This is a genomic window from Brevundimonas sp. G8, assembly GCF_902506205.1.
In the GTDB taxonomy this organism is placed as follows: domain Bacteria; phylum Pseudomonadota; class Alphaproteobacteria; order Caulobacterales; family Caulobacteraceae; genus Brevundimonas.
Genome location: NZ_LR732816.1, coordinates 662,150 through 684,433, shown reverse-complemented (window position 1 = coordinate 684,433; position 22,284 = coordinate 662,150). Strand labels below are relative to the sequence as shown.

General features: G+C 67.0%; 25 protein-coding genes and 1 other annotated feature. Of the genes, 15 read left to right on the top strand and 10 right to left on the bottom strand.

Going from position 1 to position 22,284, the window contains the following annotated elements; all coding sequences use genetic code 11:
* Positions 1-105: 105 nt before the first annotated feature.
* The 5 genes from CHRYSEO8AT_RS03350 to CHRYSEO8AT_RS03330 all read right to left on the bottom strand — a co-directional run bounded on the left by CHRYSEO8AT_RS03350 (position 106) and on the right by CHRYSEO8AT_RS03330 (position 3,971).
* Positions 106-930, bottom strand: coding sequence for a DUF3298 domain-containing protein (locus CHRYSEO8AT_RS03350; protein ID WP_201304347.1), 825 nt, complete (start codon positions 928-930; stop codon positions 106-108).
* Positions 931-944: 14 nt separating this feature from the next.
* A complete protein-coding gene (locus CHRYSEO8AT_RS03345) occupies positions 945-1,973 on the bottom strand; it encodes a UbiA family prenyltransferase (RefSeq protein WP_159846243.1) in 1,029 nt (342 codons plus the stop codon).
* 278 nt (positions 1,974-2,251) lie between these two features.
* Positions 2,252-3,034, bottom strand: a complete 783-nt coding sequence (locus tag CHRYSEO8AT_RS03340) for a GIN domain-containing protein (protein WP_159846240.1) — start codon at positions 3,032-3,034, stop codon at positions 2,252-2,254.
* Positions 3,031-3,630 carry a DUF1700 domain-containing protein gene (locus CHRYSEO8AT_RS03335; protein ID WP_159846237.1) on the bottom strand — a complete coding sequence of 200 codons (600 nt, stop codon included), beginning with the start codon at positions 3,628-3,630 and terminating at the stop codon, positions 3,031-3,033. The genes CHRYSEO8AT_RS03340 and CHRYSEO8AT_RS03335 overlap by 4 nt, the downstream gene beginning before the upstream one ends.
* Positions 3,627-3,971, bottom strand: a complete 345-nt coding sequence (locus CHRYSEO8AT_RS03330; protein WP_159846234.1) for a PadR family transcriptional regulator — start codon at positions 3,969-3,971, stop codon at positions 3,627-3,629. Before CHRYSEO8AT_RS03330 ends, CHRYSEO8AT_RS03335 begins: the two co-directional genes overlap by 4 nt.
* Before the next feature lie 254 nt (positions 3,972-4,225).
* Between CHRYSEO8AT_RS03330 and coxB the strand changes: the two genes are divergently transcribed.
* The 12 genes from coxB to CHRYSEO8AT_RS03270 all read left to right on the top strand — a co-directional run bounded on the left by coxB (position 4,226) and on the right by CHRYSEO8AT_RS03270 (position 14,561).
* Complete coding sequence (coxB, locus tag CHRYSEO8AT_RS03325; protein WP_370514223.1) at positions 4,226-5,227, top strand: cytochrome c oxidase subunit II; 1,002 nt, start codon at positions 4,226-4,228, stop codon at positions 5,225-5,227.
* A gap of 15 nt (positions 5,228-5,242) precedes the next feature.
* A complete protein-coding gene (gene ctaD / locus CHRYSEO8AT_RS03320) occupies positions 5,243-6,928 on the top strand; it encodes a cytochrome c oxidase subunit I (protein WP_159846231.1) in 1,686 nt (561 codons plus the stop codon).
* Between the two features lie 90 nt (positions 6,929-7,018).
* Positions 7,019-7,984, top strand: coding sequence for a heme o synthase (cyoE, locus tag CHRYSEO8AT_RS03315; RefSeq protein ID WP_159846228.1), 966 nt, complete (start codon positions 7,019-7,021; stop codon positions 7,982-7,984).
* 4 nt (positions 7,985-7,988) lie between these two features.
* Entirely contained in the window at positions 7,989-8,162 is a 174-nt protein-coding gene (locus CHRYSEO8AT_RS03310) for a hypothetical protein (RefSeq protein WP_201304345.1), read from the top strand.
* Positions 8,159-8,695 (top strand): cytochrome c oxidase assembly protein, encoded by a 537-nt coding sequence (locus CHRYSEO8AT_RS03305; protein ID WP_159846225.1) that lies wholly within the window; start codon positions 8,159-8,161, stop codon positions 8,693-8,695. The genes CHRYSEO8AT_RS03310 and CHRYSEO8AT_RS03305 overlap by 4 nt, the downstream gene beginning before the upstream one ends.
* The gene (locus tag CHRYSEO8AT_RS03300; protein WP_159846222.1) at positions 8,692-9,105 is read left to right on the top strand and encodes an NUDIX domain-containing protein; all 414 of its coding nucleotides are present in this window, start codon (positions 8,692-8,694) and stop codon (positions 9,103-9,105) included. The genes CHRYSEO8AT_RS03305 and CHRYSEO8AT_RS03300 overlap by 4 nt, the downstream gene beginning before the upstream one ends.
* Positions 9,106-9,183: 78 nt before the next feature.
* Positions 9,184-9,873 carry a hypothetical protein gene (locus tag CHRYSEO8AT_RS03295; protein ID WP_201304344.1) on the top strand — a complete coding sequence of 230 codons (690 nt, stop codon included), beginning with the start codon at positions 9,184-9,186 and terminating at the stop codon, positions 9,871-9,873.
* A 114-nt stretch (positions 9,874-9,987) separates the two neighbouring features.
* The gene (locus CHRYSEO8AT_RS03290) at positions 9,988-10,896 is read left to right on the top strand and encodes a cytochrome c oxidase subunit 3 (RefSeq protein WP_159846219.1); all 909 of its coding nucleotides are present in this window, start codon (positions 9,988-9,990) and stop codon (positions 10,894-10,896) included.
* Positions 10,893-11,294, top strand: a complete 402-nt coding sequence (locus CHRYSEO8AT_RS03285) for a DUF983 domain-containing protein (RefSeq protein ID WP_159846216.1) — start codon at positions 10,893-10,895, stop codon at positions 11,292-11,294. The genes CHRYSEO8AT_RS03290 and CHRYSEO8AT_RS03285 overlap by 4 nt, the downstream gene beginning before the upstream one ends.
* Complete coding sequence (locus CHRYSEO8AT_RS03280; protein ID WP_159846213.1) at positions 11,291-12,040, top strand: SURF1 family protein; 750 nt, start codon at positions 11,291-11,293, stop codon at positions 12,038-12,040. The genes CHRYSEO8AT_RS03285 and CHRYSEO8AT_RS03280 overlap by 4 nt, the downstream gene beginning before the upstream one ends.
* Before the next feature lie 50 nt (positions 12,041-12,090).
* A complete protein-coding gene (locus tag CHRYSEO8AT_RS03275; protein ID WP_159846210.1) occupies positions 12,091-13,305 on the top strand; it encodes a pitrilysin family protein in 1,215 nt (404 codons plus the stop codon).
* Between the two features lie 701 nt (positions 13,306-14,006).
* Complete coding sequence (locus CHRYSEO8AT_RS03270) at positions 14,007-14,561, top strand: NADPH-dependent FMN reductase (protein WP_159846207.1); 555 nt, start codon at positions 14,007-14,009, stop codon at positions 14,559-14,561.
* A gap of 514 nt (positions 14,562-15,075) precedes the next feature.
* On the opposite strand, the gene CHRYSEO8AT_RS03265 is transcribed toward CHRYSEO8AT_RS03270, so the two are convergent.
* A complete protein-coding gene (locus tag CHRYSEO8AT_RS03265; protein ID WP_008260410.1) occupies positions 15,076-15,288 on the bottom strand; it encodes a cold-shock protein in 213 nt (70 codons plus the stop codon).
* 237 nt (positions 15,289-15,525) lie between these two features.
* Between CHRYSEO8AT_RS03265 and CHRYSEO8AT_RS03260 the strand changes: the two genes are divergently transcribed.
* The gene (locus CHRYSEO8AT_RS03260) at positions 15,526-15,750 is read left to right on the top strand and encodes a hypothetical protein (RefSeq protein WP_159846204.1); all 225 of its coding nucleotides are present in this window, start codon (positions 15,526-15,528) and stop codon (positions 15,748-15,750) included.
* A gap of 7 nt (positions 15,751-15,757) precedes the next feature.
* On the opposite strand, the gene CHRYSEO8AT_RS03255 is transcribed toward CHRYSEO8AT_RS03260, so the two are convergent.
* The 4 genes from CHRYSEO8AT_RS03255 to CHRYSEO8AT_RS03240 all read right to left on the bottom strand — a co-directional run bounded on the left by CHRYSEO8AT_RS03255 (position 15,758) and on the right by CHRYSEO8AT_RS03240 (position 21,010).
* Positions 15,758-17,236 carry a SulP family inorganic anion transporter gene (locus tag CHRYSEO8AT_RS03255; protein WP_236547592.1) on the bottom strand — a complete coding sequence of 493 codons (1,479 nt, stop codon included), beginning with the start codon at positions 17,234-17,236 and terminating at the stop codon, positions 15,758-15,760.
* A 56-nt stretch (positions 17,237-17,292) separates the two neighbouring features.
* Positions 17,293-17,356, bottom strand: a sequence feature (sul1 is cis-regulatory element that is thought to sense ions involved in sulfur or methionine metabolism; They are found in Alphaproteobacteria).
* A gap of 49 nt (positions 17,357-17,405) precedes the next feature.
* Entirely contained in the window at positions 17,406-18,599 is a 1,194-nt protein-coding gene (locus CHRYSEO8AT_RS03250) for a DUF1501 domain-containing protein (RefSeq protein WP_159846199.1), read from the bottom strand.
* Positions 18,596-20,098, bottom strand: a complete 1,503-nt coding sequence (locus CHRYSEO8AT_RS03245) for a DUF1800 family protein (RefSeq protein ID WP_159846196.1) — start codon at positions 20,096-20,098, stop codon at positions 18,596-18,598. The genes CHRYSEO8AT_RS03250 and CHRYSEO8AT_RS03245 overlap by 4 nt, the downstream gene beginning before the upstream one ends.
* Before the next feature lie 75 nt (positions 20,099-20,173).
* The gene (locus CHRYSEO8AT_RS03240) at positions 20,174-21,010 is read right to left on the bottom strand and encodes a metal-dependent hydrolase (RefSeq protein WP_159846193.1); all 837 of its coding nucleotides are present in this window, start codon (positions 21,008-21,010) and stop codon (positions 20,174-20,176) included.
* A 61-nt stretch (positions 21,011-21,071) separates the two neighbouring features.
* Between CHRYSEO8AT_RS03240 and CHRYSEO8AT_RS03235 the strand changes: the two genes are divergently transcribed.
* On the top strand, positions 21,072-21,668 hold the full coding sequence (locus tag CHRYSEO8AT_RS03235; protein ID WP_159846190.1) for a TetR/AcrR family transcriptional regulator: 597 nt from the start codon (positions 21,072-21,074) through the stop codon (positions 21,666-21,668).
* Between the two features lie 35 nt (positions 21,669-21,703).
* Positions 21,704-22,282: a GNAT family N-acetyltransferase gene (locus CHRYSEO8AT_RS03230; RefSeq protein ID WP_159846187.1), complete on the top strand. Its 579-nt coding sequence runs from the start codon at positions 21,704-21,706 to the stop codon at positions 22,280-22,282.
* Positions 22,283-22,284 lie beyond the last annotated feature (2 nt).

Sequence of the window (22,284 nt, the reverse complement as noted above, 5' to 3'; positions counted from 1 at the left end):
TGCCTAGGATTCATACGCTCCGTCGATGACGGTGATCCAAGGTGTGAACCGGGAGTCTGGATCCTCGCCACAAGGGCGAGGATGACGGGCTTTAATTCGGAGGGCTTAGTTCTTCGGCGTCACATCGCCGGCCTTGGCGGGGGCACCGTCGAACTGGTCGGCGTAGGCGGGGGCGAGCAGGGCGCGGAAGGCGGATTGCGGCAGGGCGATCCAGTAGGGGCCGTCCGAATAGGGGCCGATCTGATACGGTCCCATCAGGAAGGTGACGCCGCCCGCCTTGCCCGGCGTCGTGCCCGGGGTCAGGACGAAGGGGGTCGAGACGGCCTTGGGGCAGGTCCACATCTTGCCGTCCAGGGTGGCGGTTTCCGATCCCGGCGAGCGGGCCTGTTTGGCGGCGTTGGCGGCGGCGCACAGGGCCTTGTCCAGCACCGACAGGTCCGCGCCCGGCCGGAACAGGTCGGCGAAGCCCAGCCGTTTGTTGGTCGTCTTGTCCCAGATCACCGAGGCGAAGCTGGTGTTGGGGTGGGCGCCGCCGGTGAACTCGAAATCGGTGCGGGCCAGGCTGACCAGTTTGGCGGTCTCCGCTCCGGGGGCGAAGGCGATGGTCTTCTCATAGGGGTTGGGGCCGCCGCCCGCCTCGCTGAGGTCCGCCTGGGCGCCTTCCTCGAACTGCTTCAGGTCGCGCACCATGTCGGCATAGAGGGCGGCGTGCAGGGCGGGGGTGGTCTTGACCGCCTGGGGCAGGGTCAGTTTGACGGTGGCGTAGGGGGTCTTGCTGTCATAGCCGACGGGGGTGTTGGAAACGGCAGGCGCAACGGCGGCGGGCGCCGCCTTGGCCGGGGGCTGGGTCTTGTCCTCCTTGCGCTGGCAGGCGGCCAAGGTCGCGGCGACGGCGACGGACAGCAGGAGGAGGCGAGCGGCGTGAGACATGAAAGGCTCCTTCATCAAACCAGGGATCCGAGCGCGATGGCCGCCAGCAGGACGAAGCCGGCCTCGCGATTGGACTTGAACAGTTTCAGCGCCAGGGCGCCGTCGTTGCGGTCGAGGCGGACGACCTGACGCGCCAGATGGGCGGCGTAGGCGATCAGGCCCAGCCAGAACAGCGGACCCAGGCCGGCGGCGAGGCCGGTCAGGGCCGCCATGACGACGGTCAGGACATAGAAGATCGCCACGCCGGGCCGCACGGCCGAGGCCAGGCGGCGGGCCGAGGATTTGACGCCGATCATGGCGTCGTCCTCGATGTCCTGCAGCGCGTAGATGGTGTCGTAGCCCAGGGTCCAGAAGACGCCGCCGATCCACAGCAGGACGGCGGGGATATAGGCCTGCCAGGCCAGGGCGATAGCATGGCTGCTGTCGCTGGCTTGGGACCATAGGAAGGGGCGGAACTCGCCGGCGATGTCGGCGGGCAGCAGGAGCGCGGCGGCCGCCAGCGGCAGGGCGGCGGCGAACCCCATCAGGGCGCCCCAGTTGAAGGTCAGGCCCAGCCAGGCCTGGGGCCACCAGGTGATCCGCTTCATGAAGGGATAGGCGGCGACCAGGGCCAGCGACCCGATGCCCAGCAGGATGGCGACGGTCGGCAGGGTCAGCAGGACCATCAGGCTGATCAGGCTGCACGCCACCACGAAGGCCCAGGCCTGTTTGACTGTGATGCGACCCGAGGGGATGGGACGCTGGGCGGTGCGGGCGACCTGGGCGTCGAAGTCGCGGTCGACGATGTCGTTGAAGGCGCAGCCTGCCGCTCGCATGAGACAGGCGCCGATGGCGAAGCCGACGAACAGCCACAGGTCATAGAGGCTGGGGCTTTGCCGATACTGCGCCAGGGCCAGGGCGATCCCCTGCCAGCCGGGCAGCAGCAGCAGCCAGATGCCGATGGGCCGGTCGAACCGCCCCAGCTTCAGCCACGGCTTAAGCCCTTCCGGCGCATGGCGATCCACCCAGTTGGCGCCGGCGTCGGGAAGGGGGGCGAAAGTCATGCGGGTGACTTAGCGGGAATGGGGCGGGGGGTGAAGGGCGGTGAGCGATCCTTCTCCCTGAGGGAGAAGGTGGCCCGAAGGGCCGGATGAGGGGTTACGGTGGTGGACGAGGTCGCACAGCGTAACCCCTCACCCTTTGGCTGCTTCGCGCCGCCCTTCGGGTCGCGCAAGACCGATCGCTACGCTCTCGGGCGCTCAAGCCCTCTCCCGATGGGAGAGGGAAGAAAAAAAGGGGGCTGGATGGATCCAGCCCCCTTCGGTTCGACGCTTTGTGTCGTTCAGTCCTGATAGACCTCGCCCGAACCGGTGACGGTGCTGTTCACATTGGCGGCGCGGGTGGCCAGGGCGACGTCGCCGGAACCGGCGATGACGACCTTGACCTGGCCCGTCGGGGCGATGCGGGCGTCGCCGGAGCCGGCGATGTCCACCGAGGCGTCGCGGGTCGTCAGGTCGCCGAGGGAGGCGTCGCCCGACCCGTCGATGTCCAGCTTCAGATCGTCGGTGCGACCCGAGGCCGTGACCTCGGCCGAGCCGGCGATGTCCACCGCCAGCGACGGCTGGTCATAGCCGGTGATCTGAAGATCGCCCGAGCCGTTGGCGTTGAAGCGGTTCACCTTGGGGGCTGTGATGACGACCTTCAGCGCGTCGCGCTCTGAGCGGGCGGAGAAGTTGCCGCTGCTCCAGCCGAACACGATCCGCTCGTCGCCGTCGCCCAGGTCCAGCCGGCCGTCGACCAGGCGGACCCGGTCGGTCAGACCCTTGGGCCCGGTGATGACGACGGTGTTCGCGTCACCCTGGACATATTCGGCGTCGATGCTGGAATCGACGGTCAGGCTCTCGCCGCCGGTCCAGGGGAGGGTGCGGGTGGTGAGGGGGCCGAGGTCGTCGGTCCCGCCGCCCTTGACCCGCTCGAAGCGGACGCTTTCGCCGTTATCGTCCTTGAAGGTCCAGGCCCAGCCGTGACGCTGGAGGTCGTGGCCGCCGATGGCGACGGCGCCGCCGACGGTGACCAGGCACAGCACCAGGGCGGCGCCGGCGATGATGAACAATGTGCGGATCATGCCGAAACTCCCGAGGTCGAGGTGGATTGGACGGGCGAGGATTCAAGCGCCGGCTTCAGCAGGCGATAGTGCAGCCGGGCGAACCAGACGACGCCGTTGACCAGCCAGATGGTGAAGATGGCCAAGAGGGCGCCGATGAAGACGGAGCCGGCCATCAGGCCCAGACCCATCAGGATCGCCGCGAACGGTCCGCCGGGGAAGCCGGCGAAGGGTCCGGCGACCATGATCACGCCGCCGCAGATGAACAGGGCGATGGCGGCGATGAAGAAGCCGAACACGGTCCCGACCACGCCCATCAGCAGGGGCAGCAAGATCAGGATGTCCAGCGCCCCCAGGCCCAGGACCGCGAAGACGGCGGCGGCGGCGGCGGAGGGGTTCTTCTCCTGATGCCAGCGCTGGATGCCGGCCTCGGCCTTCAGCTCGCGGGCCAGGCGGATCGGATCGCCCAGGGCGGTTGCGACCTCGGCCTCGGTCCGGCCGGCGGCGATGCCGTCGTCGAAATGGGTCTGATAGTCGGCGATGATGTCGTTGGCGGTCGCGGTCGGCAGGCCGACGAGGCCTTCCTTCAGACGATCGATGAACTCGGCGCGCGTCATTGTGCGGCTCCCTGATCGGCGTCGTTCGCCACGATGGCGTCGACGGCCTTGGTGAAGGCGGACCATTCGGCAGTCTGGGCGGCGAGGGCCCCCCGGCCCGCTTCGGTCAGTCGGTAGTATTTGCGCGAAGGCCCGGCGGAGGATTCGACCAGATAGGTCTCCACCTGTCCGTCCGACTGCATGCGGCGCATCAGGGGATAGATGGTTCCTTCCCCCATATCGATCGCGTCCGACAGGCGGCTGGCGATCTCGTAGGCGTAGCTGTCCGCCCGGTTCAGAAGCGCCAGGACGCACAGTCCAAGCACTCCCTTCTTCAGCTGTATCTCGATGGTTTCAGGCACCTCGGCTCTCCCGTTGATGCCCATTGACTACGGCAAGGTATCTTGTGACGCAAGGTAGCTGGCGAAACATGACAGCGATTTAATCGAGGCAGGTTCGGGGCGGCTTCGGGGCGTCGATGGCGTTGATCGCTTGGCAAGCCGAAAGCGATCCGATAGGTGACCGAGATCGCCGGGCGTGGGAATCGCGCCAGTGTGATTTCTTGCGAGCCATTCGCAAGTATCTGCTGCTAAACGGTTTTATGGGGAAGTCTCATATGGGGATGGGCAAGCGAGCCCGGGGGACGTTGAAGGGCGCTGCGACTGGCGCGTCTTCGATCGTTCTGGGCGCCGGACTGGCGATGTTCGCTGCGGCGCCGACGTGGGCGCAGGACCTGATGGGCCAGCCGACACCCGGCGGCATCGATCTTCAGCCGGCCGCCGCGCCGCTGAAGCACGACGCCATCTGGTTCCACAACATCATCCTGATGCCGATCATCACGGCCATCACCCTGCTGGTGCTGGGCCTGCTGGCGTGGATCGCGATCCGCTACAACAAGAAGTCCAATCCGACGCCCGCGCGCTGGAGCCACAACACGGCGGTCGAGATCGTCTGGACCGTGCTGCCGGTGGTGATCCTGGTCTTCATCTCGCTGTTCTCGTTCCGCCTGCTGTTCGCCTATCACGACATGCCGTCGCCGGACCTGACGGTGAAGGTGACCGGCAACCAGTGGAACTGGGCCTATGAGTACCCGGACCAGGGCGTCGCCGAATACATCTCCAACATGCTCCCGGAAGAGGAAGCCAAGGCCAAGGGCGTGCCCTATCGCCTGGCCGCGACCGAGCCGATGGTCGTGCCGGTCGGCAAGACCGTGCAACTGGTCATCACCGCCTCCGACGTCATCCACGCCGTCGCCCTGCCGGCGTTCGGCCTGAAGACCGACGCCGTTCCGGGCCGGATCAACACCACCTGGTTCAAGGCCGAGCGCACCGGCGTCTTCTACGGCCAGTGCTCGGAACTGTGCGGCGTCGACCACGCCTTCATGCCGCTGGAAATCCGGGTCGTGACCCAGGCCCAGTTCGAACAGTGGATCGCCTCCAAGGGCGGATCGATGACCCCTAAGGTCGCCGAACCCGCGCCGGCCGCCGCTGCTCCCGCTGCCGCGACCGCCGAGACGCCCGCCGCCGGCGAAGCCGCCGCGACCCCGGAGGCGGGCGCAACCGCCCCTGCCGCCCAACCCGTTCCCGCCGCGGCGCCCGCCGCGCCGGCCGCCCAGTAAGAGGCGAACAGACATATGGCTGACGCTACCGTAACCCGCGACGCGACCGACCTCGGTCACGCTCATGACCACCATCATCACGACGACCACAAGGTGGGCTTCTTCACCCGCTGGTTCCTGTCCACCAATCACAAGGACATCGGCACCCTGTACCTGATGTTCGCCATCATGGCGGGCATCGTGGGCGGCGCCCTGTCGGGCCTGATCCGCTGGGAACTGGCCGAGCCGGGCATCCAGATCTTCAAGGAAGGCTCGTCGATCCAACTGCTGGGTCTCGTGGAGCAGTCCAAACACGGCTACAACGCCGTGGTCACGGCCCACGCCCTGATCATGATCTTCTTCATGGTCATGCCCGCCATGATTGGCGGCTTCGGCAACTGGTTCGTGCCGATCATGATCGGCGCGCCGGACATGGCCTTCCCGCGCATGAACAACATCTCGTTCTGGCTGCTGGTCGCCGCCTGGTGTCTGCTGATCCTGTCGATGTTCGTCGACGGGGGACCGGGCAAGGGCTTCGGCGGGGGCTGGACGGCCTATCCGCCGCTGTCGACCACGGGCCACGTCGGTCCGGCCTTCGACCTGGCCATCTTCGCCCTGCACGTCGCGGGCGCCAGTTCGATCCTGGGCGCGATCAACTTCATCACCACCATTCTGAACATGCGCGCGCCGGGCATGACGATCCACCGGATGCCGCTGTTCGCCTGGTCGGTGCTGATCACCGCCTTCCTGCTGCTGCTGAGCCTGCCGGTCCTGGCCGGCGCCATCACCATGCTGCTGACGGACCGCAACTTCGGCACCCACTTCTTCGATCCCGCCGGCGGCGGCGATCCGGTCATGTACCAGCACCTGTTCTGGTTCTTCGGCCACCCGGAAGTGTACATCCTGATCCTGCCGGGCTTCGGCATCATCAGCCACATCGTCTCGACCTTCAGCCGCAAGCCCGTGTTCGGCTATCTGGCCATGGCCTACGCCATGGTGGCCATCGGCTTCGTCGGCTTCATCGTGTGGGCGCACCACATGTACACGGTCGGCATGAGCATCAATCTGCGCGCCTATTTCATCGCCGCCACCATGATCATCGCGGTGCCGACGGGCGTGAAGATCTTCAGCTGGATCGCCACCATGTGGGGCGGGTCCATCAGCTTCAAGACGCCCATGCTGTGGGCGATCGGCTTCATCTTCCTGTTCACCGTCGGCGGCGTGACCGGCGTGGTCCTGTCCAACGCGGGCATCGATTACAGCCTGCACGACACCTATTACGTGGTGGCCCACTTCCACTATGTGCTGTCGCTGGGCGCCGTCTTCGCCATCTTCGCGGGCTTCTACTACTGGTTCGAGAAGATGTTCGGCGTGAAGTACAACGAGTTCCTGGGCGCGACCCACTTCTGGATCATGTTCGTGGGCGTGAACCTGGTGTTCTTCCCGCAGCACTTCCTGGGTCTGCAGGGCATGCCGCGTCGCTACATCGACTATCCCGAGGCGTTCACCCTGTGGAACCACGTGTCGTCGGTCGGCTATGCGATCACGGCCTTCGGCGTGCTGGTCTTCCTGATCATGCTGGCCGAGGCGGCGATCCGTCGTCGTCCAGGCGTCGCCAACCCGTGGGGCGAAGGCGCCACGACCCTGGAGTGGACCCTGTCCTCGCCGCCGCCGACGCACCAGTTCAACGAACTGCCGGTGATTAAAGAAGAAGAACACTGATCCCTTTCCTGCCTATCTAAAACAGCGGGCCGCTCTTTCCATCGGAAGGGGCGGCCTTCTGCTTTTGGGTGTGCTATGCGGCGCGCACAGATGACTGACGTTCAAACACAACCCGCCATCTCGACCGCCCAGCCGGAGGACTTCTTCCAGCTGTTGAAGCCACGTGTGATGTCGCTGGTGGTGTTCACCGCCGCGACCGGCCTGGTGGTGGCGCCGGGGTCGATCAATCCGCTGGTGGCGGCCATCGCCGTGCTGTGCATCGCCGTGGGGGCCGGCGCGGCCGGCGCCCTGAACATGGCGCTGGAAGGCGAGACCGACGCCCTGATGCGGCGCACGCGCGGCCGGCCGGTGGCGGCGGGGCGCGTCAAGAAGAACGACGCCATGGCGTTCGGCGTGATCCTGAGCCTGTTCTCGGTCATGCTGCTGGGGATGAATGCGAACTGGTTGGCGGCGGGTCTGCTGGCCATGACCATTGTCTATTACGCCGGCTTCTACACCCTGCTGCTGAAGCGCAGGACGCCGCAGAACATCGTCATCGGCGGGGCGGCGGGCGCCTTTCCGCCCGTGATCGGCTGGGCGGCGGCGACGGGCCATGCGCCGTGGCAGGCCTGGCTCTTGTTCGCCATCATCTTCCTGTGGACCCCGCCGCACAGCTGGGCGCTGGCGCTGTATTCGGCCGGCGACTACGCCAAGGCGGGCATTCCGATGATGCCGGTGGCGAAGGGCGCAAAATCCACGCGGTTGCAGATCCTGCTCTACACCCTGGTCTTCGTGCCGGTCGCCATCGCTCCGGCCTTCGTGGGCCTGGGCGGCCTGATCTATCTGGTGGTGTCGGTCGCGGGCGGCCTGGGCTTCCTCGGTCTGGCGCTGCGCCTGTACCGTTCGCGCGCGGGCGACGAGCCGGACAAGGCCGAGGCCGTGGGGCGCGAGGCCGCATTGTATGATGTGCGCGCCCAGGCCAAACCGGCGCGTGACCTGTTCGCCTTTTCCATCCTCTATCTGATGGCCCTGTTCTCGGCCCTTCTGGTCGAGGCCTTGTCCGGTCTGGGAGCGTAAAACCATGCGTCTGACGCCTGAGGAACTTCGCGCGCGCAAGCGTCGCAACGTCTGGATCGCGACGGCGCTGGTCGCCTTCATCGTGCTGATCTTCACCACCACCGTCCTGCGGCTGCAACAGAACCAGGCGACCGAGCGGGCGCTGCTGGAGGCGGCGACGGGGACCGCGCCGAAATGAACGCGGGCCGCAAGAATCTGATCGCCATCGCCTGCGTGCTGGGCGTGATGGGGATGACGGGGGCGGCGTTCGCGGCGGTGCCGCTGTACCGGATGTTCTGCCAGGTCACCGGCTTCGGCGGCACGACCATGAAGGCGGACAAAGCCTCGGACACGGTGCTGGAAGAGACGGTGCTGGTGCGGTTCGACACCAATGTCCGCGGCCTGCCCATGACCTTCAAGGCCGAACAGTCGACGCAGCGCGTGCGGATCGGCGAGACGGGCCTAGCCTATTTCGACGTGACCAACACCTCGGACAAGCCGCTGTTCGTGCGGGCCAGCTATAATGTCTCGCCGGAACAGACGGGGCAGTATTTCCTGAAGCTGCAATGCTTCTGCTTCACCGACCAGACGATTGCGGCCGGCGAGACGCGTCAGTTCCCGATGCAGTATTTCATCGCCCCGGAGCTGGCCACGGACCGCGAGTCCAAGGGCGCGCGCGACATCACCCTGAGCTACACCTTCTATCCGTCCCCGGACGCGCCCAAGGCGTGAGTAGACCGGGCGTAGACTTTCCCGGCGTCGGCTGCGGGCTGGTGATCCAGCGCGGCGACGGGCGGGTGCTGCTGTGCAAGCGGCTGAAGGCGCCCGAGGCCGGGTTCTGGAACATCGTCGGCGGCAAGGTCGACCTGATGGAGCCCAGCATCGAGGCCGCGCGCCGCGAGGCCGAGGAAGAGAGCGGGCTGAAGATCGGGGCTGTCGATTTCCTGTGCCTGGCCGAAGAGATCATCCCCGCAGACGGCCAGCACTGGGTGTCGCTGATCTATGTCACGCGCGACTTCACCGGCGAGGCGACGCTGACCGAGCCGGACAAGCTGTCGGACATCGGCTGGTTCGATCTGAACGACCTGCCACAACCGCTGTCGGCCTTTTCGGCCAAGGCGTTCGCGGCGATGACGGCCTGACGACACCGGCGCCGTTTGCGTCGGCGCGCGTTCCGTTCCAGCGTGCGGCCTGCACGGCGAACTGACGGAGACGGGGATTTGCGCGGTCTGGACTTCACCAACTGGCACAGTCTGCTGATCACCCTGGTCGGTCTGGCGCTGGTCACCCTGATCGGCATGGGCATCCGGCTGGTGATGATGTTCACCATCCAGCAGCGACGCGAGCGGATGAACCGCCAGATCAACGAGCGGCTCAAGACGTTGATCGCCGCCTATAAGGTGCTGGGCGGATCGTTCACCGGCGACCTGACCGTCGATCCGACGCACAAGCGCGACCTGAGCCGCCGCAATGCGTCTGAGGCGGGGCTGGATCTGAGCGCCGAGGCGGCGGCGGGATCCGACCGCACCCGACGCATCCGCGATGCCGTCGAGGCGTGCCTGGCGGACATCATCCTGTTGGGCACCGAAGAGCAGGTGCGGCTGGCGCAGCAAGCGGCGCGAGAGCTGGTCGCGGGGCGGCCGGTGCGGACGCATGAGCTGGTGGTGTCCTTACGCGACTTCATCCGCCAGGCCCTGGACCTGGCGCCCGTGCCGACCGGGCCGGACATTCCCCTGCAAGGACCGACGCGACCGTCGTCTAGCGGAGGTCGGGGCGGCGGGGCTGGCGGCGGGGGAGGCGGTGGTGGCGGAGGCGGTATGGGAGGCGGCATGGGCGGAGGAATGGGCATGGGGGGCGGCATGGGCTCAAACCCTGACGACCCCGCCGATCCGCCTGTGCACAAGGCCTGAGCCCCACGCGTGAGTTCGAACAAGGCCGAAAGGCGGCGCGGCTCTGGCGTCGGGCAAACGGGGACGCTATAGCCGCTATAACAACCGACTCTGGCCGACGAAGAGACGCGATACATGGCTGACGCCCACGCCACTCCGCAGCACGACTATCACCTGGTGCCGCCCAGCCCCTGGCCGCTGCTGTCGTCCGTTGCGGCGACCATCATGTTCATCGGCGCCGTGATCTGGATGAAGGGTCTGGCCCCGGCGGACGGCGGCCCGATCGCCGCCAACTTCCTGGCCGAAGGCAAGCCGGGCGTCTTCTTCGCCGGTCTGGCGGGCGTGCTGATCTCGGCCTTCGGCTGGTGGTCGGACGTGATCAAGGAATCCAAGGCGGGCGACCATACGCCGGTCGTCTCCATCGGCCTGCGCTACGGCATGATCCTGTTCATCGCGTCGGAGGTGATGTTCTTCGTCGCCTTCTTCTGGATGTTCTTCGACATGGCCCTGTTCCATGAATCGCGGGCGCTGACGCCGGAAGTCGGCACCTGGGCCGACACCGCCAAGGCCTGGTCGACCTGGCCGCCCAAGGGCGTCGAGGTGCTGAGCCCCTGGCAGCTGCCGCTGCTGAACACCGTGACCCTGCTGCTGAGCGGCTGCACCGTCACCTGGGCGCACCACGCGATCCAGGTCGGCGATCGCAAGGGCGCCAAGATCGCCCTGGGCATCACCGTGGCGCTGGGCGTGATCTTCACCTGCGTCCAAGCCTATGAGTATCACCACATCCTGCACGAACACCTGTTCTTCAACGAAGAAGCCGTGAACTCGGGCCTGTATGGTTCGATCTTCTTCATGGCGACGGGCTTCCACGGCTTCCACGTCCTGATCGGCACCATCTTCCTGGCGGTCTGCCTGATCCGCCTGCTGGCCGGCGACTTCACCCCGCAGAAGCATTTCGGCTTCGAGGCGGCGGCCTGGTACTGGCACTTCGTCGACGTGGTCTGGCTGTTCCTGTTCGCCTTCGTCTATGTCGTCTTCGGTTGATCCAAGACGGTCCTGAAGACCTTGAGGCGGCGCGGGACGAGGGATCGTCCCGCGCCGTCGTCGTTTGCGACACGCCGGTTCGCGCGGCGATGCGGGGGCGCTGTCCCCGGTGCGGGCAGGGTGCGCTGTTCGCGGGCTTTCTGAAGGTGGCGCCGGCCTGCGCGATCTGCGGCCTGGATTATTCGACCATCCACACAGGCGACGGCCCGGCCAGTTTCATCATGCAGATCGCCGGCTTCATCGTCGGGTTCTCGGCCCTGTTCGTCGAGATCAAATACCATCCGCCCATGTGGCTGCATCTGATCGTCTGGCTGCCCCTGGTCGTCGCCCTGTCGCTGGCCTTGATGCGGCCGGGACGGGGGCTGATGATCGGGCTGCAATACCGGAATCAGCGATGAAGCGTTTTCCCTGGATATTGACCGTGCTGACGGTCCTGGCCCTGATCCTGTTGATCGGCCTGGGCGTGTGGCAGGTCCAGCGGCTGAAGTGGAAGGAAGGCCTGATCGCGGCGGCCGATGCGGCGGCGGCGGAACCGCCCGCGCCGCTGGATCAGGTGTTGGGTGAAGGCGACCTGGAGTTCCGCAAGGCGCTGATCGTCTGCCCGGGCCTGGCCAGCGCGCCCTTCATCGAGCTTCAGTCCATCCATGACGGCGAGGCCGGGGTGCGGCTGATCTCGGCGTGCAAGCCAGCGGGGGCCGATTTCAGCCTGCTGATCGACCGGGGCTTCGTCGGCGACGGCGTGACCGCGCGGCCGCGCGTGGTCGAGACGACCTTGCCGCTGGTGATGGTCGGGGAGTTCCGCACCTTCGACAAGCCGGGCGCCATGAGCCCCGCCCCGAGGGACGGCCGCTTCTACGCCCGCGACACCGCCGCCATGGCCAAGGCGCTGAACGTCACGGGGCCGGTGCGGCCGGAAGCCGTGTTCGCCGTCACCGCCGTCAATCCCGAGTTCCCGGCCCTGAGGCCGTCCGCGCCGCCGGCGGCCTTCTCCAACAATCATTTCGGTTACGCCCTGACGTGGTTCGGACTGGCGATCGCGCTGGCGGGCTTCTATGTGGCCTTGCTTCGGCGTCGAACCAAGAAAGACGCTCCTCAAGAAGCCTCGCACCGCGTGCGAGGCGATAGGAAAGAAGAAAAGTCCTGACCGCTTCCCTGCACAGCCTGTCGAACGGCGTCCGCGTCATCTGTGACCCCATGCCGGGGCTCAAGACTTTAGCCGTCGTCGTCACCGTCAAGGGCGGGGCGCGGTGGGAGGCGCAGGATCGCTCCGGCTGGTCGCACCTGCTGGAGCATCTGGTGTTCAAGGGCGCCGGCGACATGGCCGCGCGCGAGATCGTCGAACGGATCGAGGCTGAGGGCGGCACGATCAACGCCTCCACCGGGTACGAGCGGACCAGCTTCGAGGTGCGGGGTCTGGACGGATCCCTGCCGCTGGCGATGCAGGTGCTGTCGGACCTGGTGTTCCGTCCCACGCTGGACCCGGCCGAGATCGAGCGTGAAAAGGACGTGGTGGCCCAGGAGATCGCCGAGGCCTTCGACACGCCCGACGACCATGTGTTCGAGATGGTCCAGACGCGCGCCTTCGCCAAACAGCCGCTGGGTCGGCCGATCCTGGGCTCCATCGCCAGCCTGAAGCCGGCGGACAAGGCGAGCGTCGAGGCCTGGCGCGCGCGGCTGTATTCCCCCGACCGGATGGTGGTGTCGGTGTCGGGCGCGGTGGACGAGACCGAACTGCTGGCGTTAGCCGAGCGCTGGTTCGGCGACGCGGTCGCGACGCCGGTCGAGGCCCCGGCGCCGGCGGCCTTCGTCGGCGGTCATGCCAAGCTGACGCGCAAGATCGAACAGGCCAATCTGGTGTTCCAGTTGCCGGCCCTGTCGGCGACCGATCCGGCCCTGTCGGCGATGCGGCTGTTCGGCGAGATCCTGGGCGGCGGCATGGCCTCGCGCCTGTTCCAGAGCGCGCGCGAGGAGCGGGGCCTGGCCTATGCCATCGACGCCTATCAGGAGCCGTACGAGGACACGGGGGTGTTGGGCATCTACGCCGGGGCGGCGGCGGATCGGGCGAAGGAACTGGCCGAGGTCTCGGCGGCCGAGGTGCGGGCCATGGCCGAGACCGGCCCGACCGAAAAGGAGCTGTCGCGGGCCAAGGCGGTGATGAAGGCGGGCCTGTGGATGTCGGACGAAAACCCGATGAGCCGGGCGGGCCGCAACGCCGCCCAGACCCTGATCTTCGGCGCGCCGCGCTCCAGCCTGTCGATGACCGAGCAGCTTGAAGCCCAGACCGTCGCGGACGTGCGAGCGGTCGGCGGGCGTTTGCTGGCCTCGGGCCAGGCGGCCAGCGCCGTGCTGGGACCCAAGTCGGCCGGGCCGGCAGGCGAGGCGTTCGCGACGGCGCTGTTCGGGGGTTAGGCTTTTAGCTCTGCTTTCTTAACTTCCGTCCCCTCGGGCGGGAGTTCACCGGGACAGACAATTTCTCACGGTGGCCATCTGAATGTTCGGGTCAGGGGGCGGGGCAAACTTCTCTTCACGACCCGAAGCGGACCAATCGTCATCAACTAAGCCGGTTAGATTGGACTTAAAGCCAAGTAGTCACGTCCCAAATATCCTTGATCATCATGAAGGCAAGCAGGGCAGAGACTGCGATCATCGCAAGCACTAGGAAGGCGGGTACGGGGTCAAAGCGGCGTTTTTTCAACAGTCTAACCAACCCGAGTTTGAATGGTATGCACGGGCGCAAAAGGCCCGATCATCTGTTTAGCACATGGGCGCGCTGAGGCGTCGGGGCTTTCTATGCTGAGGACTGAGGATGCGTAACCACGGACGCGCGCGTCCGCTTTCCACCCCGAACAGCCCGTCGCAATGTCCGCTTTCTGCGCTGGCGACCGGGTTTGCCAGTGTTGGTGTATCCCCTTCATTGTAGGGCTTGTCCCGAGGGCCTACTTTTCACCGGACACGGCCCGCCGTTGCTGCGACGGGTTCGAGATCGGCGACCGGCCCCGCCGTGGGCCCTCGGGACAAGCCCGAGGGTGACGGATTTAATCTGATCGGAACATCCGACCACTGGGATCGGTTATGCTGGCGCTTGAACCCGTCCAGCCCGGAGACTTCCCATGCCCGTCCGCGTCGCCCTGATCGTCGGCAGCCTGCGCGAAGGCGCCTATTCCCGCGCCATTGGCCTTGAGATGAGGGCCATCGCCGCGCCGGAGTTGGAACTTGAACTGATCGAGATCGGCGACCTGCCGCTCTACAATCCCGATCTGGAGACGGACGCCCCGCCGGCCCCCTGGGTGCGGTTCCGCGAGGAGGTCGAGACCACGCAGGCCGTCCTGTTCGTGACCCCGGAGTATAATCGCTCCATCCCCGGCGCCTTGAAGAACGCCCTGGACGTCGGCTCGCGCCCCTATGGCCATAGCATCTGGCAGGGCAAGCCCGCCGCCATCGTCAGCGTCTCGCCCGGCGCCATCGGAGCCTTCGGCGCCAACCACCACCTGCGCCAGCCCCTGGTCTTCCTGAACATGCCCGTGATGCAGCAGCCCGAGGCCTATATCGGCAATGTCGCCGACTTGCTGGACGACGACGGCAAGCTGAAAACCGACGGCACGCGCGACTTCCTGAAGAGCTTCACGGATGCGTTTGCGGCGTGGATCGACAAGACGAAGGCGTGATCACCTTTGTCGGGTGTCGGTGTCGGCGTTTAAAGTCATTCGACTGAAACCGCATTGAAATCCAACGTTATTATGGTGCGAATATTTTCGACCTTCCGATACCAATCAGTAAAATAATCGCCTAAATCAAATAAAAAATAAGAATAAGTTCTCTCAAATATTGAGAAAATGGAACAAATTCGCCCGAATAGCGCTGATACTGTGAACAGCGTTATTGGACGCGAACCCTTGTGCCTCTCTATCAAGATGAAGATCACTTCGACCATCAGGTTCTAGAACTCGGCGAATTCCTCTCGTCACTGCTCGTAAGTCTGGGCGCCGTCATGAAACGAAGAGATGAAGCCCGCCCAGCCCCGAAGGTCGATCCCAAGGAGATTTGGGCCGAGGATTACATCACGGGGCCTGCGATCCAGGGTTTTGCAGACGAGCCGGAGTTAAAGGCCGTCTAGACCCGCAATTGAAAACGGCGGCTCCGTGAGGAGCCGCCGTCGCCATATCAGCTGTGAAGCTGAAATCAGCCGATGGTTTGCAGCTGGCCAGCCGATTCCTTGCCCGAACGCTTGTCGCGTTCCAGCTCGTAGGAAACCTTCTGGTTTTCATCCAGGCCGCGCAGGCCAGCGCCTTCGACGGCCGAAATGTGGACGAAGACGTCCTTGCCGCCGTCGTCGGGTTGGATGAAGCCGTAACCCTTGGTCGGGTTGAACCATTTAACAGTGCCGGTAGCCATTTTGAGACCTCCGTTAGAAGTTGACCGAGGGAACGCCCCTGCGGCCTGTCGGGTCTGAATGGGAGCGGCCTTGACTCGTGCGTTCGCAGAGAGAGTGGGCGTTACGCAGAGAGATCGACGAGCTATATGTGCGCAGATATTTGTGACGGATGCAAGCGCGCCCCGTGTGAAGGAAATTCAACAACCGGAACGGTTTAGCTTGGCGGACGTTGTTAGGGGGCACGAAAGGCTCCCATCATGAACCGCACTCACGTCGTGGAGCGCGCTTACCAGCTCGCCCGTTCGCCCGATTGTCTGAACACCGGCGACGTCGTCAAGGCCTTGTCCGGCGAGGGTTATTCCGGCGCCGAAATCTCGCATTTCCAGGGCAGTTCGATCCGCGCCGACCTGAACCGCATCTGCAAGATGCCCAAGCCGGACGCCGCCAACGCCGAGGCCGAACCGACCTCCGACGCCGCCTGACCCAACCTTAATGCGCGCCGGAACCGTCCGGCAGATGCATCTTCTCAAACCGCCCCACCCGCGCGACCAGGGTGCGGCCGGCGTCGTTCATGCCGACAACCTGCACCTCGGCGCCCTGGCGGCGGTAGCGGAAGACGACCTTGTCCACGGCGGCGACGCCGGTCAGGTCCCACAAGTGGGCGTCACTGAGATCGATTTCGACGCGTGTGGGATGGCCGTGATGCTCGAAGCTGGCGGCGAACAGGTCGGCCGAGGCGAAGAACAGCTGACCTGACACGCGGTAGCGCAGCACGCCGTCCTCGGGCGTTTCGATCTCGGTGACCACGATGGTCTTGCCGACCTTGCGCATGAAGAAGACCGCCGACAGCAGCACGCCCAGGATCACGCCCTTGGACAGGTCGTGGGTGAGGACGACCGTGACCGTGGTGGCGATCATCACCAGGGACGACTGGAACGGCAGGGTGCGCAGGTTCCGCACCGAGGACCAGTCGAACGTCCCGACCGAGACCATGATCATGACCGCGACCAGGGCCGCCATGGGGATCTGCGCGACCCAGTCCTGAAGCACCAGCATCAGGAACAACAGGAACAGACCGGCCCACAGGGTCGACAGCCGCCCGCGCGCGCCGGACCCGACGTTGATCATCGACTGGCCGATCATGGCGCAGCCGGCCATGCCGCCGAACAGGGGCGACAGGATGTTGGCGATGCCTTGGCCGCGCGTCTCGCGGTCCTTGTCGGACGGGGTGTCGGTGATGTCGTCGATCAGATTGGCGGTCAGCAGGCTTTCCAGCAAACCCACGAAGGCCAGGGTCGCCGAGATCGGGGCGATGATCGCCAGCGTCTCCCAGGTCAGCGGCACGCCGGGCAGGTGGAACATCGGCAGGGTCGTGGGCATCTGGCCCATGTCGCCGACGGTGCGCACGTCCAGTTTCAGCATGATCACCACCGCGCTGATGGCGACGATGGCGACCAGGGGCGAGGGCACGGCCTTGGTGATGCGGGGGAAGCCGTAGATGACCACCAGGGCCGCCGCGACCAGGGCGTAGGTGAGCCAGCCCCTGCCGATCAGCTCGGGCATCTGGGCCAGGAAGATCAGGATGGCCAGGGAGTTGACGAAGCCGGTCATGACGCTGCGGCTGACGAACTTGATGTAGCGGCCCAGTTTCAGCAGGCCGATGACGATCTGGAACACGCCGCACAGGATGGAGGCGGCGAACAGATATTCGATGCCGTGATCGCGCACGAGCGTGACCATCAGCAGGGCCATGGCCCCGGTGGCGGCCGAGATCATGGCCGGGCGCCCGCCGACGAAGGCGATGGTCACGGCGATGACCACGCTGGCGTAAAGGCCCACGGCCGGATCGACGCCGGCGATGATGGAAAAGGCGATGGCTTCCGGGATCAGGGCCAGGGCCACGACGGTCCCCGCCAGCAGGTCGCGGCGAGGATTGGCGAGCCATTGCTGGCGCGCGGAGGCGATGATGGACATTTCAGGATTTCATCTGGATGAGCCGTGCCGATGCTTCGGTTTTGGGGCTCGGTTTCCCAGCGGATCGGCGGCGGGGATAGCCACCCGTCGCCTGCGAACAGGGCCGGGTCCAAGGTGATGGCGTCCTGATGCGACCTCACGTCGCGAAAAGCAAGCGTGGCGGCTAGACCAGACCGTCCATCGCGTGCGCCTCGGCGGCGCTGCCGGGGAAGACGCGGGCGTCCAGAACGGCGCGGTCCAGACCCATGTGATCGCGCAGCACGCCCTTGAACACCGATCGGATGTCCATCGTCGGCGCCAGGTCGCGGTTCTCGAACAGGCGATTGTCGGCCAGGGTCGGCCAGTCGCCGATCGGGCCGCCGCGCTTGATCGCCCCGCCCGCCAGCAACAGCGACGAGCCGGTGCCGTGGTCGGTGCCTTGCGTGCCGTTGGCGCGGGCGGTGCGGCCGAACTCGGTGGCGACGACGACGGCCGTGCGCGACCATGTTTCGCCCAGCCCGTCCTTCAGACCCGAGACCAGTTGATCCAAGCCGGTCAGCCGCGTCTGAAGTTGCGCGCGCTGGCCCGCATGGGTGTCCCATCCGTCCAGCGAGACGGCGACGATGTCGGCCCCCTCGGCGCCCGACATCAGCCGGGCGACGGCGCGACCCAGGCCCTGGACGTCGTTGCGGCGCAGGCGGCTGTCCTCGCCGTCCATGTTCTGCCCCTGGCCGACCAGTTCCTCTGTCGCCAGGCCGCGCGCCAGGTTCTGGCCCAGCATCGGATCCTCGACATACAGATCCTGCAGCAGGGAGGCGATGCGGTCGCCGCCGCGCACCTGTCCGCCCGGCGCCCAGCTTGAGACGGGGGCGTCGCCGCGCAGGATCAACGGGGTCTGGGCGCCGATCGACAGGCCCTTCAGCGACGTGCCGCCCGCCGCGACGATGGCGCGGTTCAGCCAGCCGTCGGTCTGTTGCCGCAGCCCCTCGCCGCCGTTCTCCAGCACGTCCTGGGCATCGAAATGGGAACGGATGCGGACGGGCAGGGCGACGGCGGGTGCAAACCGCATCTGGCCGGCGCCATACAGGCCGTGCAGGCCGGCGAGCGCCGGATGCAGGCCGAAGCCTTCGCCCAGCGCCAGGGCGCCGTTCGCCTCGCCAGGGGCGGCGATGGCCAGGCCGGCGCGCAGGGGGACATAGTTGGCGTCGCCATAGGGGACGGTGACGGACAGGCCGTCCATGGCGCCGCGCGCGATGACGACGACCAGCTTGTTGGACGGTCCGTTGGTCTGGGCGGCGACCCGCCCGGCGAAGGCCAGGCCGACCCCGGCGGATGCGGCGGCCAGCAGGTGGCGGCGGTTCATGTTGAGGGCGGTCATCGGCGTTGGAACTCCGGCGACATGAAGAGAAGGGTGAGGGCTTCGGGGCGGCTTTCGGCGCGGGCGATGGCGAGGCGGGTGCGGTCGCCGAGGCGCGGCCCCAGGGCGGCGACAGCCACGGCGTTGGTGTCGGCCGTCTGGGCCAGGTCTGCGGCGGTGCGCGACCAGTTCAGCCGTTTGACCAGGGCGTCGGGTCCGGCCCAGTCGGCGGCGGCGTCGGGCCAGCCCTCGGGCGAGGGGGCGGCGAACGGCGGCTGGCCCATGTCCAGCAGGGCCTGACGCAGCGGCTGGATCCGCTGGGGGCGGGTTCCCAGGGCGCGATGGGTGGAGACGACGAAGTCGTAGGGCGTCTTGATCTTGGCGGGCTGGGGCGTCCAGGTCTCGGGCGCATCGATCAGGGCGCGGGCGACCTGGGCCAGATCGCCGCCCGAACGGGTCCAGGCGTCTTCCAGCCGGGCGACCAGGGCCGGTGGCGGGTCGTCGGCGACGAAATGGGCGGCGAGGCGGCGCGACAGGCGTTTGGCGGTCGCCGGATGCCGGGCCAGGTCGCGCAGGATGGCCTGACCCTGGGCGAGGCCGGCGGCGGGATAGGTCTTGCCCATCACCGTGCGGACGCCCGGTTCATGGACATTGGCGCGGAAGACGAAGCCGTCGGGACCGGGTTCGGCCTGGGCGGTCATCAGGCGAGCGCGGCGGGGGCGGTTAGGCTGACGCTGGTCGCGCGCGGTGGGGATCGACCAGCCGGTAAGGGCGCGGGCCAGTTCGGTCACGTCGGCCTGCGTATAGCCGCCGTCGGCGCCGACGGTGTGCAACTCCATCATCTCGCGGGCCAGGTTCTCGTTCAGCCCGGCGTTGCGACGGGCGCCGGCCAGGCTGTCGGGACCGACCGAGCGGGCCTGATCGAGATACAGCAGCATGGCGGGATGCTGTTCGGCGGCCAGGACCAGATCCTCGAACCGGCCGAAGACGTGGGGGCGGATGGCCTCGCGCTCGTACTGGCCGACGAAGGCGCCGCTGGCGAACTTGACGGCCGAGACGGTGACGGCGTTGGCCCAGAACAGCGCCCAACGTTCGGCGAACCCGTCGTCGGTCGTGGCGCTTAACTGCGCGCGGGCGAGGAATTCCTGGGCTGTGTCCTGGGTGATTTCGCGGCGCGCGGCCTGACGCGCCTCGCGCCGGGCGACGGCGTCTGGATCGGTATCGGGGGCGGGCGCGGTTTGCGCCGTTTCCGCCGCCACGGAGGCGGGCGTGGCGCCGACCTGTGGCGCGGCGCGTCGATCGCGACGGACCTGACCGGCGTCGCTCTGATAGTCGACATACTGGGCGACGCGCTGGCCGGTGTCGGCGAACTGGCCGGACGGCTGTGGCGCGCCCTGGGGTCGGATCTGGGCCGTGGCCCAGCCGCGCGGATCGGCGGCGACGCGGTCGATCTCGCCGGGACTGGCGCCGAGACCCAGGCGGGTCAGGGCGATGGCGGCGTCGGTCGGTGATGAAGCCATGGCCTTCTCCTCGTCCGTCCCCGCAGAGTGTAACGCATCGAGGCGAAAACTCCGTCGCGAGATCGGATCAAAGGGTCAGGCCGGCTGGGCCAGGCCTGCCTCGGCGTCGGCGATCAGGTCGCGGTCGTCCACCTGCCAGGGGTGGAAGTCGGGTTTGTAGAAGGCGACATAGTCCCCGATCATGCGGCGATACAGGCCCGGCTTCAGCCACAGCCAGCGGAACAGGCCCCAACGCGCCTTCCAGCCGACGATGCCGTCCTGTTTCAGCAGCATCAGGGTCGTCTCGCGCACCGTTTTGGTGAACAGCAGGGTGGTCAGGAACATGGCCCAGCGCCGCAGCCGCCAGCGGTTCAGCGGCGACATCTGGCGGGTGGCGTGAAGGAAGACGTCATAGGCCACGCCCTTGTGTTCGATCTCCTCGATGGAATGCCAGCGCCACAGGCGGGCCAGGTCGTGGGGCGAGCCCTTCAGCAGGTCCGGGTCGGCCAGAAGCCGATGGGCGAAGGCGGCGGTGAAATGCTCCAGCGCCATGGTCGCGGCAAGCTGGGCGATGGCCGGGCGGGCGCGGGCGAGATCCAGGCGGGCCGTGACATAGGCCTCGATCTCGGCGGTCTCGTAGCCGGCGCGGGCGGTGATGGCGTTGAAGGCCATGTGTTCGCGCGTGTGGGCGCCTTCCTGAACGGTGAAGGCGCGGATGTCGGCGGCCAGGTTCGCGGGCGTGTCCTTGGCGAACCGTTTGACCGACTGGATGAAGAACCGCTCGCCGTCGGGGAAGGTCAGGCTGAGGGCGTTCATCACGGCCGTGCCGAACGGGTCGCCGTTCAGCCACCAGCGTGGCGTCGGGGCCTCGCGGTCGATATGCAGGTCGCGCGGCTTGATCTGAAGGTCGGCGGGGGTGGCGGATTTCGCCATGGTACGGCTCCTCGGGGTCTGCCCCTCGATTTCGAGTGGAATATGGAGTTAACTGACATCAATGTCAACTAATGGTCCGGTGAAGCGGCGACGCGGGGCGGTGGCGCGCGAAGAGGCGCTGGAGGCGGCGCGCGACCTTCTGCTGTCCGGCGGCCCGGCGGCGGTGACGCTGAAGGCGGTGGGCGAGCGGATGGGTGTGGGCCACGCCAACCTGATCCACCATTTCGGCTCGGCCGCCGGGCTTCAGGGCGCCCTGATGGACGCGATGGTGCGCGATCTGGCCGAACGGATTGAGGCGGGCCTTAACGAGGGATCGGGCGAGGGGGTGGAGCCGGATCGGTTGATGACCGTCGTCTTCGACGCCTTCGGCAAGGGCGGGGCGTCGCAGATGGCGGCCTGGCTGGCCCTGGCGCGCGAGCAGGGCCGGGCGGAAAGTTTCGGCGGGGTGGTGCGGGACCTGGCCGACCGGCTGGCGGCCATGGCGCCCGACGATCCCCGTGCGGCGGACCGGGCGCGGTCCCTGGTCATGACGGCGGCCTATATGGCGTTCGCCGAGGGGCTGATCGGAGACATATTGACGCCGATGCTGGGCGCGCCCGACGGCCTGGGTCGCGAACTGGCGTTGAAGCTGACGGCGACCGTCTTGGCGGAACCGTGAGTTCAGGCCACAGTCGTCCTGTTGTATGAGGCGTCATGGCCCTGTTGGACTGGATGAGCGATGTGGCCGGGCCGGTGGTCCGGGGCGACGGCGTGCTGCTGCGGCCGCCGCGCGTGGGCGACTATGCCGCCTGGTCCACGCTGCGTGACGGGTCCCGCGACTATCTGCAGCCGTGGGAGCCGGCCTGGCCCGAGGACGACCTGACCAAGGCGGCCTTCCGGCGCAGGCTGTCGATCTATGCGCGCGAGATGGAGCTGGGCCACGCCTGGCCCTTCTTCGTGCTGGTGGACGGCGGCAAGACCCTGGCGGGGGCGGTGACCCTGTCGAACGTGCGGCGCGGCGTCGCCGAGACCGGGACGCTGGGCTACTGGATCGGCCAGCCCCATTCCGGGCGGGGCGTGGCGACGGCGGCGGTGCAGGCGGTGGTCGGCTATGCGTTCGAGAAGCTGAAGCTGCACCGGCTGGAGGCGGCCTGCCTGCCGAGTAACCACGGTTCGCGTCGGGTTCTGGAGAAATCGGGCTTTCGCAACGAAGGTCGGGCTCGCGCTTATTTGAAAATTAACGGCGAGTGGGCAGATCATCTGCTGTTCGGCCTGGTCGAGGACGAGCGTTGACG